The organism is Acetobacter aceti (genome assembly GCF_002005445.1).
GTDB lineage: Bacteria > Pseudomonadota > Alphaproteobacteria > Acetobacterales > Acetobacteraceae > Acetobacter > Acetobacter aceti_B.
The window spans coordinates 2,604,141-2,617,975 of record NZ_CP014692.1 but is presented as its reverse complement, the minus strand read 5'-3'; the positions used below and the strand labels follow the sequence as shown (position 1 = coordinate 2,617,975).

The 13,835-nt window shown below is 59.5% G+C and carries 11 protein-coding genes; 9 read left to right on the top strand and 2 right to left on the bottom strand.

Annotated elements, in window-relative coordinates; all coding sequences use genetic code 11:
* Positions 1 to 12: 12 nt before the first annotated feature.
* On the top strand, positions 13 to 702 hold the full coding sequence (locus A0U92_RS11730) for a fumarylacetoacetate hydrolase family protein (protein ID WP_077814412.1): 690 nt from the start codon (positions 13 to 15) through the stop codon (positions 700 to 702).
* Between the two features lie 308 nt (positions 703 to 1,010).
* On the opposite strand, the gene A0U92_RS11725 is transcribed toward A0U92_RS11730, so the two are convergent.
* On the bottom strand, positions 1,011 to 1,256 hold the full coding sequence (locus A0U92_RS11725) for a hypothetical protein (protein WP_077813389.1): 246 nt from the start codon (positions 1,254 to 1,256) through the stop codon (positions 1,011 to 1,013).
* A complete protein-coding gene (xseA, locus tag A0U92_RS11720) occupies positions 1,253 to 2,725 on the bottom strand; it encodes an exodeoxyribonuclease VII large subunit (protein ID WP_077813388.1) in 1,473 nt (490 codons plus the stop codon). The genes A0U92_RS11725 and xseA overlap by 4 nt, the downstream gene beginning before the upstream one ends.
* Positions 2,726 to 2,813: 88 nt before the next feature.
* On the opposite strand from xseA, the gene purD reads away from it, so the two are divergent.
* The 8 genes from purD (at position 2,814) to A0U92_RS11680 (ending at position 13,538) form a co-directional block, all read left to right on the top strand.
* Positions 2,814 to 4,094 (top strand): phosphoribosylamine--glycine ligase, encoded by a 1,281-nt coding sequence (gene purD / locus A0U92_RS11715; RefSeq protein ID WP_077813387.1) that lies wholly within the window; start codon positions 2,814 to 2,816, stop codon positions 4,092 to 4,094.
* A gap of 233 nt (positions 4,095 to 4,327) precedes the next feature.
* On the top strand, positions 4,328 to 6,430 hold the full coding sequence (gene tkt, locus A0U92_RS11710) for a transketolase (RefSeq protein WP_187668947.1): 2,103 nt from the start codon (positions 4,328 to 4,330) through the stop codon (positions 6,428 to 6,430).
* 93 nt (positions 6,431 to 6,523) lie between these two features.
* Complete coding sequence (locus A0U92_RS11705) at positions 6,524 to 9,379, top strand: bifunctional transaldolase/phosoglucose isomerase (RefSeq protein ID WP_077814411.1); 2,856 nt, start codon at positions 6,524 to 6,526, stop codon at positions 9,377 to 9,379.
* Positions 9,380 to 9,400: 21 nt separating this feature from the next.
* The gene (gene gnd / locus A0U92_RS11700) at positions 9,401 to 10,396 is read left to right on the top strand and encodes a phosphogluconate dehydrogenase (NAD(+)-dependent, decarboxylating) (RefSeq protein WP_077813385.1); all 996 of its coding nucleotides are present in this window, start codon (positions 9,401 to 9,403) and stop codon (positions 10,394 to 10,396) included.
* Between the two features lie 29 nt (positions 10,397 to 10,425).
* Positions 10,426 to 11,292, top strand: a complete 867-nt coding sequence (locus A0U92_RS11695; protein WP_077813384.1) for a Cof-type HAD-IIB family hydrolase — start codon at positions 10,426 to 10,428, stop codon at positions 11,290 to 11,292.
* A gap of 164 nt (positions 11,293 to 11,456) precedes the next feature.
* A complete protein-coding gene (gene pgl, locus A0U92_RS11690) occupies positions 11,457 to 12,212 on the top strand; it encodes a 6-phosphogluconolactonase (RefSeq protein WP_077814410.1) in 756 nt (251 codons plus the stop codon).
* Positions 12,209 to 12,898, top strand: coding sequence for a ribose-5-phosphate isomerase RpiA (rpiA, locus tag A0U92_RS11685; RefSeq protein ID WP_077813383.1), 690 nt, complete (start codon positions 12,209 to 12,211; stop codon positions 12,896 to 12,898). Before pgl ends, rpiA begins: the two co-directional genes overlap by 4 nt.
* 94 nt (positions 12,899 to 12,992) lie before the next feature.
* Complete coding sequence (locus A0U92_RS11680) at positions 12,993 to 13,538, top strand: gluconokinase (RefSeq protein WP_077813382.1); 546 nt, start codon at positions 12,993 to 12,995, stop codon at positions 13,536 to 13,538.
* The last annotated feature ends 297 nt before the right edge of the window (positions 13,539 to 13,835 follow it).

Here is a 13,835-nt window from a genome sequence, read left to right as displayed (position 1 = left end):
GGATTTGTCCCCATGCATTATTTCTTTGAGCCTGTTTCGATTCCGTCCGTCCCAGTCCTTGAGACTGAAGCACGATTCCCGGTTCATCGGATCTGGTGTGTCGGACGCAACTATGGAGAACATACGCGGGAAATGGGGGGAGATCCCGCACATGACCTTCCGATCTTTTTTGCAAAACCCTCTGATGCAGTCACAATGGAAGAGGTTCTTCCCTATCCATTGCACACAGAAGATCTACACCATGAAATTGAACTGGCTGTAGCGATTGGTCAGCAGGGCGTGAATATTGCCGTGCAGGACGCGCTGGATCATGTGTTCGGTTATGCTCTGGCTTTAGACATGACGCGGCGTGATCTGCAGGCCGTCGCCAAGAAAGCCGGTCAACCATGGGATCTGAGTAAAGGTTTCGACCAGTCCTGTCCGATCAGCACGATTGTGCCGGTGTCGAAGGCGGGGCATCTGGTGAAAGGACGGATCAGTCTTTCGGTCAACGGAACGGTGCGTCAGCACGGGGATATCAGTGACCTCATCTGGTCAGTTCCGGAAGTTATTTCCATCCTCTCGAGTTTTGTCGAATTGCGTCCGGGAGATCTTATCCTCACCGGCACGCCATCCGGTGTGGGGCCTGTGAAGCCGGGAGACAGACTCGAAGGAGAATGTGAAGGCGTCGGGAAGCTTCATGTGCGTTACACGGAGCGCTGAGGTTTTTGTCGATTGAGTGTGTCTTGCAAACGGGCTTGGGGAGCACAAAGGCGCTCTGGAACCCGTTTGAAAAGGCGTTCGTATTATCTTGCAAGCATAAGTCAGAGGTTTCCGGGGCTTTGCCCCGAACCCTACAAAGGGACACAGTCCCTCTGAACCCGATGTATTAAACCGCGAAGGCGGGAAGGGCAGTGGGCTGCTCTGTCCTCTGTTTGTAAACTATAAAAACAGTCTTGAAGACTCTCGATAAATGAAAATTTTGGTGAAGTTTTTTCAAAATCTTCGGATAGCCAAACTCACTGAACCAGTTACTGCTGCGTGCTGTCTGGCTGTGCCACAGGCGCGTGCTGCTCCACAGGCGCAGGCTGTTCTGACATACGGATGGCATTGACGAACGACCCGCCGATATAAAGAAGCATCGAGAGCGATGCGAGAACGATCATGATGATGAACATCAGCTTTTCAGGACGGTTTTCCACGCCATCGGCATCGGGCGAGGCAATCCGGCTGAAATCCGGTTTAATGGACTTCAGATTTTTGAAGATGTTTTTCATAGATCAAGGGCTCCCTGAGCCGTATCCTTGGGGGCTTCGATGCGGGCGAGGCGCTCATCATCAGCAAAAACAAGTGTGACGTGCTGGCCGGACTTCAATCCGGCTGCCCGTGTGACAGCATCGCCTGCCGCGTCACGGACGAGAACATAGCCACGGTCGAGAACAGCACGCGGCGAGACGGATTCGAGCACGTTTCCGACACCTGACAGGCGCGCCTGCCGTTCCCGACACAGGGCCTGCAGGGGAGCGGCGGTCAGACGCTGGCGTCCCAGACGGGCTTCCGCGGCCCGACAGGAGGCCGCCATGGCGGCGCCCAGAGCGGCATTATCCAGAGAAAGACGGGAGCGCCGATCGCTGAACAGGGCTGACGGCGCGGGCATATGTCGTTCTGCTGCACCCAGAGCCGCCTTGCGACGTTCCAGCAGCGCGGGCAGGGCGAGGTCCAGCCTGTGTGACCGGTCATCAAGACGCATCCGCGCCGTGCTGAGCAGGGAAGGGAGATCCGGCAGGCCGGATGTGGCGCGATCCAGACGCAGGCGTGCGGTCTGTGCGATCCGGTTCAGTGCGCTTCCCATACGGGCGATGCGATGGGTGAGATCGGCCAGCAGTTCGTCACGCACCGGCACTGCCAGTTCGGCGGCGGCTGTGGGGGTCGGCGCCCGCATGTCTGAAACGAAGTCGATCAGCGTGGTGTCGGTCTCATGCCCAACAGCGGAGATCACCGGAATCGGGCAGGCGGCGACGGCGCGGAGAACGGCTTCGTCATTGAAGGCCATCAGGTCTTCGAGCGAACCGCCGCCACGCGCGACGATCAGTACGTCCGGACGCGGCAGGTTTTCGCCGGGACCAGAGCGACCCAGCAGACTGAATCCCTCGATGGCTGAAGCAATCTGTGCGGCGGCCCCTTCACCCTGCACGGCGACGGGCCAGATCAGCAGGTGACGGGGAAAGCGGCGGGCGATGGTCGTGCGGATGTCGTGCAACACCGCGCCCTGCATGGAAGTGACCACGCCAATCACACATGGCAGACGGGGAATCTGCCGTTTGCGCTCGACGTCGAACAGTCCTTCCTGCGCCAACCTCTGCCGCAACCGTTCGATACGGGCGAGCAGCGCGCCTTCGCCCGCATACTCCATCTTCTCGACGATCAACTGATAGCTGGAACGCTCGCCATAGGAAGAGACGCGGCCCGTGGCGATGATCTCCAGCCCGTTTTCCGGCGCCAGCCCGAGGCGGGACACGGAACCGCGCCAGACAACACCGGAAATTTTTCCGCCTTCGTCCTTTAGCGAGAAGTAAAGATGGCCGGAGCTGTAACGCTTGAATTCCGTGATTTCGCCACGCACGCGCACTCGCCCGAACGTTCCTTCGAGGGTGCGTTTGATGGCCCCGGAAATTTCGGAGACCGAATATTCCGGCACATTGACGCCGGGAAAGGAAGCGGGAGGTGTCGGAGAGCCATCGTCCATGATGCGACCCTATGCTACAGACGCTGCGTTCTCAACAAGAGCCGCAATTGGGACAGCCCCTCCATGTGGTCGGAAAGAAGGTGACGCGATGAGAGTTCTGCTGGTTGGTTCGGGTGGTCGTGAGCATGCGCTCGCGGCGGCGCTGGCGAAGTCGCCAGCTCTCACGCAGCTCTATATCGCTCCAGGCAATCCGGGCACGGCCCTGTGCGGCACGAATGTCGCCATTGCGGCTGGCAATGTCGCCGCACTCGTGGCGTTTGCCCAGAAAGAAAACATCGACCTCGTCGTGCCGGGACCGGAAGCGCCTCTCGTCGCAGGACTCGCCGATGCCTGCGCCGAGGTCGGCATCCCCTGTGCGGGTCCGACGAAAGCGGCGGCGCAACTGGAGGGTAGCAAAACCTTCACGAAAGAAGTGTGTGACGCGGCAGGCATCCCGACCGCCAAATGGGAGCGCTTCACTGATCCGGCCCATGCGATTGCCTTCGTGCGCCGTCGTGGTGCGCCGATCGTGGTGAAGGCTGATGGTCTGGCTGCCGGTAAGGGTGTGGTCGTGGCGCAGACGGCGGCGGAAGCCGAAGAAGCCGTCACCGACATGATGACGTCCAGCAAGCTGGGAGACGCGGGCCTCTCGGTGGTGATCGAAGAATGTATGGTTGGGGAGGAGGTTTCGCTCTTTGCCTTCTGCTCGGGCGAGACGGCGGTGCTGATCGGCGCGGCGCAGGATCACAAGCGTATTGGCGACGGGGATACCGGCCCGAACACCGGCGGCATGGGCGCGGTCTCGCCGCCAGCCGGGTTCGACCGTGCGGCGCAGGAAAAGGCGCTCGACATTCTGGTGCGTCCGATGCTGACAGAGATGGTGAAGCGTGGGACGCCGTTCCGCGGCGTGATCTTCGCCGGTCTGATGCTGACAACCGAGGGGCCGAAACTGATCGAATACAATGTCCGCTTCGGCGATCCGGAAGCGGAGGCGCTCCTGCCTCGCCTGACGTCCGACCTGCTGCCTGCATTCGTGGCGCTGGCGAAAGGTTCTCTGGACGACGTGCAGATCACGTTCTCGGACGACGCCTCCGCCGTGGTCATCATGGCGGCGGAAGGCTATCCCGGAGACTATGTCAAAGGTGGCCTGATCGAAGGGATTGATCGTGCGGAAGCTGTGCCGGGTGTGCAGGTTTTTCAGGCGGGAACAGCGCGTGACCCGCAGGGGCATCTCGTTTCGTCCGGTGGGCGTGTGCTGGCTGTCTGCGGTATCGCGCCGACCATGAAGGAGGCCATTGACGCCGCCTATCAGGGAGTTTCCGCCATTCGCTGGAAAGAGGGTGTCTGGCGGCGCGATATCGGCGCACGGGCGCTGGCGGCTGATCGCTGATATTTCTCACAAACTCGTGATGACGGGAACCGGGGCTACCTTGTGGGCTTGAGTTCCTGAGTTCCGTGTGTGGTGTCCCTGTCTGCCGCCTTGTCGGGGCAAAAGGGGCATGTGATGGTATGGCCCTCTCGTGCCGGGAGGGTTTCCGCCGCAACGGAAGACGATCCGTTGCCGGCCTGATTGATAGAGGATCGGTTACAATGCGTTCTTTCCACGCCGTGTCTGGAGACGGTATGGCCAGTGGTCTGGCTGGTGCGACCCGTGCGCCTGAAACAGGCGGAGCCGCCGGTCACACGATTGACCGCACCTGCATTGACACCATCCGCACGCTGTCGATGGACGCGGTGCAGAAGGCGAATTCCGGCCATCCCGGCACGGCCATGGCGCTCGCTCCGGTGGCCTATACGCTCTGGCAGGATGTGCTGAGCTACGACCCGGCCAATCCGCTCTGGCCTGCCCGTGACCGCTTCGTGCTGTCCGTCGGTCATGCGTCGATGCTGCTCTACTCGCTGATCTGCCTCAGCGGCATCCGTGACGTGAAAAACGGCAAGGTGCTGAACGCGCCGTCGCTCACGGTCGCCGATCTGGAACAGTTCCGTCAGCTTGATTCGAAGACGCCGGGCCATCCGGAATATCACCATACGGCGGGCGTCGAGACGACGACCGGGCCGCTCGGACAGGGCTGTGGCAATTCCGTCGGCATGGCGATTGCCGGGAAGTGGCTGGCGGCCCGCTTCAACCGGCCGGGTTTCCCGCTGTTCGATTATCATGTCTACGCGCTGTGCGGTGACGGCGACATGATGGAAGGTGTGTCGAGCGAGGCTGCTTCCACAGCCGGTCATCTGAAGCTCGGCAACCTGATCTGGATGTATGACGCCAACCAGATTTCGATCGAAGGTTCGACCGACCTCGCCTTTACGGAAAATGTCGGCAAGCGTTTCGAAGCCTATGGCTGGCAGGTTCTGACGCTGAAGGACGCCAACGACACGGCGGAATTCAAAAAGCTGCTGGCCGAAGCGAAGGCGGACACCGCGCGTCCGACGATGATCATCGTTCATTCCGTGATCGCCTGGGGAGCACCGAAGAAAGCGGGAACGGCCGCCGCACACGGTGAGCCGCTGGGCGCTGACGAAATTGCTGCAACCAAGCGCGCGTACGGCTGGCCGGAAGACAGGTCGTTCTATGTGCCGGAAGGTGTGACCGAGCATTTCCAGCAGGGTCTGGGGGCCCGCGGCGCAAACGCCAGCAAGGCATGGGACGATCTGTTCGCTACTTACCGCAAGGAATTTCCCTCCGAGGCGGCGGAACTCGATCTGATCCTGTCCGGTGATCTGCCGAAGGGCTGGGACGCCGACATTCCGACCTATCCGACTGACGCAAAGGGTGTGGCCAGCCGCGCCAGTTCCGGTGAAGTGCAGAATGCTGTCGCCAAACACATTCCATGGCTTGTCGGTGGGTCCGCCGATCTCGCGCCGTCCACCAAGACGCTCATCAAGGACGGTGGCGGGTTCCAGCCGGAGGCATGGGGCGGCAGCTATGCCGGGCGCAACTTCCATTTCGGTGTGCGCGAGCACGCGATGGGCTCGATCATCAACGGCATGGCGCTGTCTGGTCTGCGTTCCTATGGCGCAGGCTTCCTGATTTTCTCGGATTACATGAAGGCGCCGATCCGCCTGTCGGCCCTGATGCATCTGCCGACGATCTATATCTTCACGCATGATTCCATCGGCGTGGGCGAAGACGGTCCGACGCATCAGCCGATCGAGCAGCTTGTGCAGCTTCGGGCCACACCGGGCGTCATTACCATCCGTCCGGGTGACGCCAACGAAGTGTCTGAAGCATGGCGCACGCTGATCCCGTTCCGTGATCGTCCTGCCGTGCTGGCGCTGAGCCGTCAGAACCTGCCGACGCTGGATCGCAGCAAGTATGCGTCCGCTGCCGGTGTGGCGAAGGGCGGTTACGTTCTGGGTGACAGCGGGAAGACGCCTGCGGTCATTCTCATTGCCACGGGCAGCGAACTCTCACTGGCGGTCGAGGCTTACGAGAAGCTGGTAGCCGAAGGCGTAGCGGCGCGTGTCGTGTCCATGCCGTCATGGGAACTGTTCGAGGAGCAGCCACAATCCTACCGTGATGAGGTGCTACCGCCTTCCGTCACGGCGCGTGTGGCTGTCGAGGCGGCGTCTCCCATCGGCTGGCATCGTTATGTCGGCCTGACGGGTGACATCGTGTGCATGAACGGCTTCGGCGCATCGGCTCCGGCTTCGGCGCTGATGAAGAAGTTCGGCTTTACGGTGGACGCCGTGCTGGAAGCTGCCCGTCGGCAACTGGCGCTTTAGGAAACCAGCCCTGCATCCGGGTCCGGGTGCAGGACTTTTTATCAAATGAATAAATCGGCAGGTTCCGTTGCTGCTGCCGGGGAGAATTGCTCGATGAACGCATCATCCGTGAACGGAAAAAGCCCTTTACGCGCTCTGGAACAGTTCGGGCAGTCGCCCTGGCTGGATTTCGTGCGTCGGGGTTACACGCGGGACGGGTCAATGGCGGCCCTCATCGAGCAGGATGGCGTCAAGGGCGTCACCTCCAACCCGGCGATCTTCCAGAAGGCGATGGGTGAGGGCACGGATTACGATGCCCAGATCCGTGATGTGCTCGATAAGGAGATCGTCTCCGCCGGTGAACTGTATGAACGTCTGGCGATTGAAGACATTCGGGAAGTGGCGAAGCTGCTGAAACCCGTCTTTGACCAGACCAAGGGCATCGACGGCTATGTCAGTCTTGAAGTGTCGCCCTATCTGGCGCTGGACACGGCTGGCACTGTTGAGGAAGCCGGACGTCTCTGGACAGCAGTGTCCGAGCCGAACCTGATGATCAAGATTCCGGCGACGAAGGAGGGCATCCCCGCTATCCATCAGAAGATCGCGGATGGTGTGAACATCAACGTCACGCTGCTGTTCTCGCTGGACATGTACAAGGCCGTCGTCGAGGCATGGATCTCCGGTCTTGAAGCGCGCCATGAGGAAGGCAGGAGTGTCGCCGGGATTGCATCGGTCGCCTCTTTCTTCGTCAGCCGTGTGGACGGCAAGGTCGATGGTGAGATCGACCGTCGGGTGAAGGCGGGCGACAGGGACGCCGAGGCGCTGAAGGCCATTCGTGGCAAGGTCGCCATTGCCAACGCGAAGATGGCCTATCTGTACTGGCAGGAGATCATGAAGAGCGATCGCTGGGCGAAGCTGAAAGCTGCCGGTGCGCAGCCGCAGCGTCTGCTCTGGGCGTCCACCGGCACCAAGGACAAGGCCTACAGCGATGTTCTGTATGTTGATGAACTGATCGGTCCGGAGACGGTCAACACCATTCCGCCTGCAACACTGGATGCGTTCCGTGATCATGGAACGCCGCGTGATTCGCTGGAAGAAAATGTCGCTGATGCGAAGCATGTCATGGCGGAGGTCAAACGTCTTGGCCTCGACCTCGACGGCATGACGATAAAGCTGGTTTCAGAAGGTGTCGTCTCGTTTGAAGAGGCTTTCGATGCTCTCCTCGGCTCAGTGGCGAAGAAGCAGAATGATCTGCTCGGCAACAAGCTGACGGAAACGAAGCTGTCCCTGCCGAAAGATTTTGATGACGCCGTGAAAGCCGGTCTGGATGAGTGGCGCAAAGGCGGGACCATCCGCCGTCTGTGGGCAAAGGATGCGTCGGTCTGGACGAACGGCCCGGAAGCGAAGTGGCTCAACTGGCTTGGTATTGTTGCTGACGCTCTGAAGCATCTTCCGGAACTGGAGACGTTCCAGAAAGAGGTGAAGGCGCGCGGTTTCAGGCAGGTGCTGCTGCTGGGCATGGGTGGCTCAAGTCTGGGGCCGGAAGTGCTGGCCATGACTTTTGGCAAGCATGAGGGTTACGGTCACCTCTATGTGCTGGACAGCACCGACCCGCAGCAGGTCCGCACGTTCGAAGGCAGGATCGATCCCAGAGAAACGCTGTTCATCGTCTCCTCCAAGTCCGGTTCCACGCTGGAGCCGAACATCATGCTTTCCTACTTCTTCGATGTCGCGAAGAAGGCGCTCGGTGAGAAGGCTGGTGAGCATTTCGTCGCCGTGACCGATCCCGGTTCGGCGCTGGAGAAGAAGGCGGTTGCCGATGGGTTCTGGAAAGTTTTCAACGGCGACAAGCAGATTGGTGGCCGCTATTCCGTGCTGTCGAATTTCGGCATGGTTCCGGCAGCCGCTGCCGGTGTGCCGCTGAAGCTGTTCCTCGAGGATGCGCTACGTGGCGTGAAGGCGTGCGACGGCAGCGTGCCGCCTGCCGTCAATCCAGGCGTGCTGCTCGGCACGGTGTTTGGTGTCGGCGCCGAGAAATTCGGACGCGACAAGATCACCATCATCGCCACTAAACAGGTGATGGATTTCGGCGCATGGGCCGAACAGCTTATTGCGGAATCCACAGGCAAGCTCGGCAAGGGTCTGATCCCCATCGACGACGAGACGCTGGCGGGTCCGACGCATTACGGCAAGGATCGCCTGTTCGTTTATTTCCGCCTGTCCAACGAGCATTCTCACGAGCAGGACGAGGCCGTGAAGACGTTGATCGATGCAGGCCAGCCCGTTGTGACGATCAATCTGCATGATCGCCGTCAGATCGCGCAGGAGTTCTTCCGCTGGGAGATCGCCACGGCGGTCGCGGGCGCGTTTCTCGGCATCAACCCGTTCGATCAGCCGGATGTCGAGGCCAGCAAGATCGAAACGAAGAAGCTGACGGCCGCCTATAACGAAACCGGTTCGTTGCCTGCTGAATCGCCATTCGCCACGGATGGTGATCTGGAGTTCTTCGCTGACAGGAAGAATGCCGGCGCACTGAAAGGCGACACGACGCAGGCAATCCTGAAGGCGCATTTCGACCGCGTGAAGACTGGCGATTATGTTGGTCTGCTGGCCTATATCGAGCGTGACCGGAACAGTATCGAGTGGATCCAGCACATCCGTCTGGCCATCCGCGACGCCAGGGCGGTGGCAACGGCTGCCGAGTTCGGCCCGCGTTTCCTTCACTCCACAGGGCAGGCTTACAAGGGCGGACCTGATAGCGGCGTGTTTCTTCAGATCACAGCGGATGACGCGCAGGATCTGCCGGTGCCCGGCGAGCGTTACAGCTTCGGTGTTGTGAAGGCGGCGCAGGCCCGTGGTGATTTCGACGTGCTGGCCGAGCGTGGCCGCCGTGCGTTGCGCGTGCACATCAAGGGCGATCTGAAAAAGGGTCTGGCGACGCTTGCGTCCGCGATCAAAGCCGCGATCTGAGGAGGAAGGAAAAAGAAGAACATGCAGATCGGAATCATTGGCCTCGGCCGTATGGGTGGCAACATTGCGGTTCGTCTGACCCGTCATGGACATGATGTAGTGGTATATGACCGTGACGCCGCCACGGTGCAGAGGGTCGTGGAGCGTGCCGAGGAGGGGCGCGCCGTCGGCGCGGTGAGTGAAACCGATCTGGTGTCGAAGCTGTCGGGCGACAGGAAGGTCGTCTGGCTGATGCTGCCCGCCGGTGAGATCACCGAGACGGCTGTTCAGTCTGTCGGTGATCTGCTCGGTAAGGGCGATATTCTCATTGATGGAGGCAACAGCTATTACAAAGACGATCTCCGTCGTGCCGCCGCTCTGAAAACGAAGGGCGTGGATTACGTCGATGTCGGTACGTCCGGCGGTGTGTGGGGTCTGGAACGCGGTTACTGCATGATGTTCGGCGGCTCGAAAGAGGCGGCTGACCATATCGATCCGATCCTGAGTGCGCTGGCTCCCGGCAAGGGCGATATTCCACCGACGCCGGATCGTGACCGCGCTGGTCTCGATCCCCGCGCCGAGCAGGGCTATCTGCATTGTGGCCCGGCAGGCTCTGGCCATTTCGTGAAGATGGTCCATAACGGCATCGAATACGGCATGATGCAGGCCTTCGCGGAAGGCTTCGACGTCATGAAAAGCAAGAACTCGCCGCTTCTGTCGGAAGATGAGCGGTTCGACCTGAACATGGCCGATATTGCCGAAGTCTGGCGTCGCGGCAGCGTCGTATCGTCCTGGTTGCTTGATCTGACGGCCGAAGCGATGGCGCGCAATGGAGAACTGTCCGAGTTCAGCGGCGAAGTTCAGGATTCAGGCGAAGGCCGCTGGACGATTGAAGCGGCCATTGAGGAAGCTGTTCCCGTGCCGGTGATGACGGCGGCGCTGTTCACGCGCTTCCGGTCGCGCAGCGGAAATACCTATGGCGAGAAAGTGCTGTCTGCCATGCGTTTCGGCTTTGGCGGTCACGTCGAGGAAAAATAACGTTCTGTCTGCGGTGTGGGGAGTGTGCTGTGAGAGTTGATGATATCGCCAGACATGATGCGAAGCCTGCGCCGACGGATCGTGTCCGTCTCGTGGTGACGGACATGGACGGCACGCTTCTGACGCCGGAGAAACAGGTGGCGCGCAGCAGTGTCGAGATGATCGACAGGCTTCGGGCGGCAGGTGTAGCGGTGTGTCTTGTCAGCAGCCGGGCGCCCGTGGGGATCGAGCGGTATCATCAGGCCCTGAAGCTCGACACACCTTACGCCGCCATGAATGGCGCGATTGTGCGTGATGGTCAGGGGAAAACCCTGTCTACGCTCTCCCTGCCCGTGGATGCGGTCAAGGCGTCCATCGACATGCTGGATGTCCATGAAGTCGATGGCTGGCTGTTCTGTGGTTCCGACTGGATCGTCAAGGACGAGACAGCGGGATACGTGCCTCATGAGCACAAGGTTCTTGGCCTCGCCCCGATCGTGACGAAAGATTTTGGCCCGTGGGAGGACAAGGTCGGCAAGATTACCGGTTCCAGTGCGGATTATGATCTTCTGGGACGTCTTCAGGGGGAAATCGGCCAGATGCTGGAAGGGCAGGCCAGCGTCGCCTGTTCGGCGCAGTATTATCTGGATATCACGCCGCTCCATGCCAACAAGGGCTACGCGCTGTGTGAGGTCGGGCGGCAGTTGGGCTTTGAGCCTCATGAAATCGCCTGCCTGGGTGACATGCAGAACGATGTGCCGATGTTTGACATTGCGGGTCTTTCGATCGCCATGGGGAACGCCACGGACGAAGTCGCCTCACATGCGCATTTCGTGACGGATACGAACGATAATGAAGGCTGGGCGAAAGCAGTCGAGGACTGGATACTGCCTCGGGTCGGCGGCAGGGCTGGTTGAGACGTCGATAAGGCCGCGCTTCTGTCGTCCTGAGAGTGGTTGCCCGAACCGGGCGGTCAGTTCCCGGCGTTGCGTCTGATTTTCGGATGGATTAAAGCCGCCCGACAGTTACGGTGGTTTTTCGAAAGAAGCGTCATGATGGTTATTCGTTGGAAGCGGGACTGATGAGTACGCAGGATGTGATGACTGCACGGGAAGTCGTGCTGGAAGACCCTGATGCCGTGGCGCAGTGGACAGCGGACTTTCTTTTGGAAAAAGCGCTTTCTGCCAGAGGTGTTTTTCGTATCGCCCTCTCAGGTGGTTCGACGCCGCGCAAACTCTACGCGCTCATGGCGGAGGCTGGTTATGCAGACCGCTTTCCCTGGAGCCGGACAGAGTTCTTTTACGGGGATGATCGTTTTGTCCCGGCAGAGTCTGCCGACAGTAACCGGGGGATGGTGCAGTCGATCCTGTTCGACCACGTTCCCGTTCCGACGAAGAATATTCATCCGATGCCGGATCGTGGCGAACCGGATCAAGCAGCTCGCTCCTATGAGGCAGATCTTCAGCAGGCTTATGGTGGGAACACGCTCATTGCGAATAAGCCGCTCTTCGATGTCGTGTTGCTGGGGTTGGGTGAGAACGGCCACACAGCCTCTCTCTTTCCACGACAGCCTGTTCTGGAAGAGAAGATACGGTGGGTTGCGTCCTGCGTGCCTGACGACGCCCCTCATACAAGACTGACGCTGACCTATCCGGCGATTGCGTCCAGCAGGCATGTGCTGTTTCTCGTGACAGGAACGTCCAAGGCGGGCGTGCTTGGCCGGGTCCGTGCGGGAGATGCGGCTGAACCAGCCAGCCATATATGCTCGGATGGTGAGGTTGTGTGGATTATCGACAGAGGCGCTGCGGGGCAGGCCGAGGGGAAAACGGAACGATGAGCGCGAGCGAATACAAGCGGCAGGCGGCAGAGTTTGCGGCCGAGATGGTTGAAGACGGTATGGTCGTCGGTCTTGGCACAGGCAGCACGGCTGCGTTTGTGGTGGAGGCTCTCGGGCGTCGACATAAGGAAGGTCTGCGTTTCGTGGCAATCCCGACCTCTCTGGCGACAGAAAAGCAGGCGCTTGGTGTCGGTATTCCTCTCACGACGTTTGGGGAGCATGCAAGGGTCAACCTGACCATTGATGGAGCTGATGAAATTCAGCGCGGTACGCTCAATCTGATCAAGGGGCTGGGTGGTGCGCTCCTGCGTGAAAAGATCGTCGCCGCATCGTCTGACCGTCTGGTGATTGTGGCGGACGAGACAAAACTGGTCGATCATCTTGGTATGAAAACGCTGCTGCCGGTGGAAGTGACGTCGTTCGGCTGGGAATCGACTGCACGACAGATTGAACGACTGGGAGCGCAGGCTTCTCCTCGCCGTAATCGGGAAGGCGCATTCTTTGTCAGTGATGGCGGCAATCTGATTCTTGATTGCCGTTTTCCTGTAATTTCCGACGCCGGGCGTCTTGAGCAGGATATTCGCTCAATTGTCGGTGTGGTGGAGAGCGGTCTGTTTGTCGGAATGGGCACTGACGCTATTGTGGCTGGTGGAGAAGGTATTGCTCATCTGACTGTTGGTGCGTGAACGCGCTCTGACTTTAAAAACGGACAGGGAATATTCTGGCTCTTGCCCGTCTTGTCTTTGAGTTGAAGCCGTAACGCAGGAGAGAGCACAGGTTATGACGCACTCATGTCCGACCGGAATTACGCCTCGTCTGGTCGTTGTCATGGGCGTTGCCGGCAGCGGCAAGACGCTGGTCGCCGAAGGGCTCTGTTCCCGGCTTGGCTGGCCTTTTCAGGAAGGCGATGATCTTCATCCTCCACAAAATATCGCAAAGATGTCGGCGGGAGAACCTCTTACGGATGAAGATCGGCTGCCCTGGCTGGAGAAATGCCGGGAGTGGCTTGTGGCGCGCGCACGGGACGGGAAGGGAGGCGTTCTCGCCTGTTCCGCGTTAAAGGGTCTTTATCGCGATATTCTGCGACAGGGTGGGATGGATATAACATTTCTCTTTCTCAGGGTGCCGCGGGATGAGCTTGAGCGTCGTCTGAAAGGGAGAAAGAAGCACTTCATGCCTGTCACGCTGCTGGATAGTCAGTTGGAGACGCTGGAAGTGCCATCTGCCCATGAACACATGCTTGTTCTGGACGCGGTAGATCATCCGACTGAGGTGATTGTCAAAGCTGTTGATCTTCTTTGTATGGATCAGGAAAAGCAGATTTAGCAAAGGCTTATTTCTGACGAATGGCGACTACGGTGTGTTTGCAGTTGTTCTGGCATCCGGCGTGCTGCCCCTGCCATCGGAGCCAGCCGCCGCAGGAGACGCATTCCAGCCCGTTCCCAAGGAAAAATGAGACTGTCTGCGGGGTTTTGTTCGCCTGTTCTATCTGTCTGTTGCAGTAAGACATAGATGCCCCCAAGAACATGGTTTGTTTGGTTAATATTTAAGGATATTGGTTAATTATAGGCTTCTGTTTCAATGGCTGTGTTTTCCTGGGTGTATTTTTTTGTAATCGATCGC

Bases quoted from the DNA above. Each gene is read 5' to 3' on its own strand.
- A0U92_RS11730 (WP_077814412.1), top strand. From the start codon at position 13: ATGCATTATTTCTTTGAGCCTGTTTCGATTCCGTCCGTCCCAGTCCTT.
- A0U92_RS11725 (WP_077813389.1), bottom strand. From the start codon at position 1,256: ATGAAAAACATCTTCAAAAATCTGAAGTCCATTAAACCGGATTTCAGC.
- xseA (WP_077813388.1), bottom strand. From the start codon at position 2,725: ATGGACGATGGCTCTCCGACACCTCCCGCTTCCTTTCCCGGCGTCAAT.
- purD (WP_077813387.1), top strand. From the start codon at position 2,814: ATGAGAGTTCTGCTGGTTGGTTCGGGTGGTCGTGAGCATGCGCTCGCG.
- tkt (WP_187668947.1), top strand. From the start codon at position 4,328: ATGGCCAGTGGTCTGGCTGGTGCGACCCGTGCGCCTGAAACAGGCGGA.
- A0U92_RS11705 (WP_077814411.1), top strand. From the start codon at position 6,524: ATGAACGCATCATCCGTGAACGGAAAAAGCCCTTTACGCGCTCTGGAA.
- gnd (WP_077813385.1), top strand. From the start codon at position 9,401: ATGCAGATCGGAATCATTGGCCTCGGCCGTATGGGTGGCAACATTGCG.
- pgl (WP_077814410.1), top strand. From the start codon at position 11,457: ATGAGTACGCAGGATGTGATGACTGCACGGGAAGTCGTGCTGGAAGAC.
- rpiA (WP_077813383.1), top strand. From the start codon at position 12,209: ATGAGCGCGAGCGAATACAAGCGGCAGGCGGCAGAGTTTGCGGCCGAG.
- A0U92_RS11680 (WP_077813382.1), top strand. From the start codon at position 12,993: ATGACGCACTCATGTCCGACCGGAATTACGCCTCGTCTGGTCGTTGTC.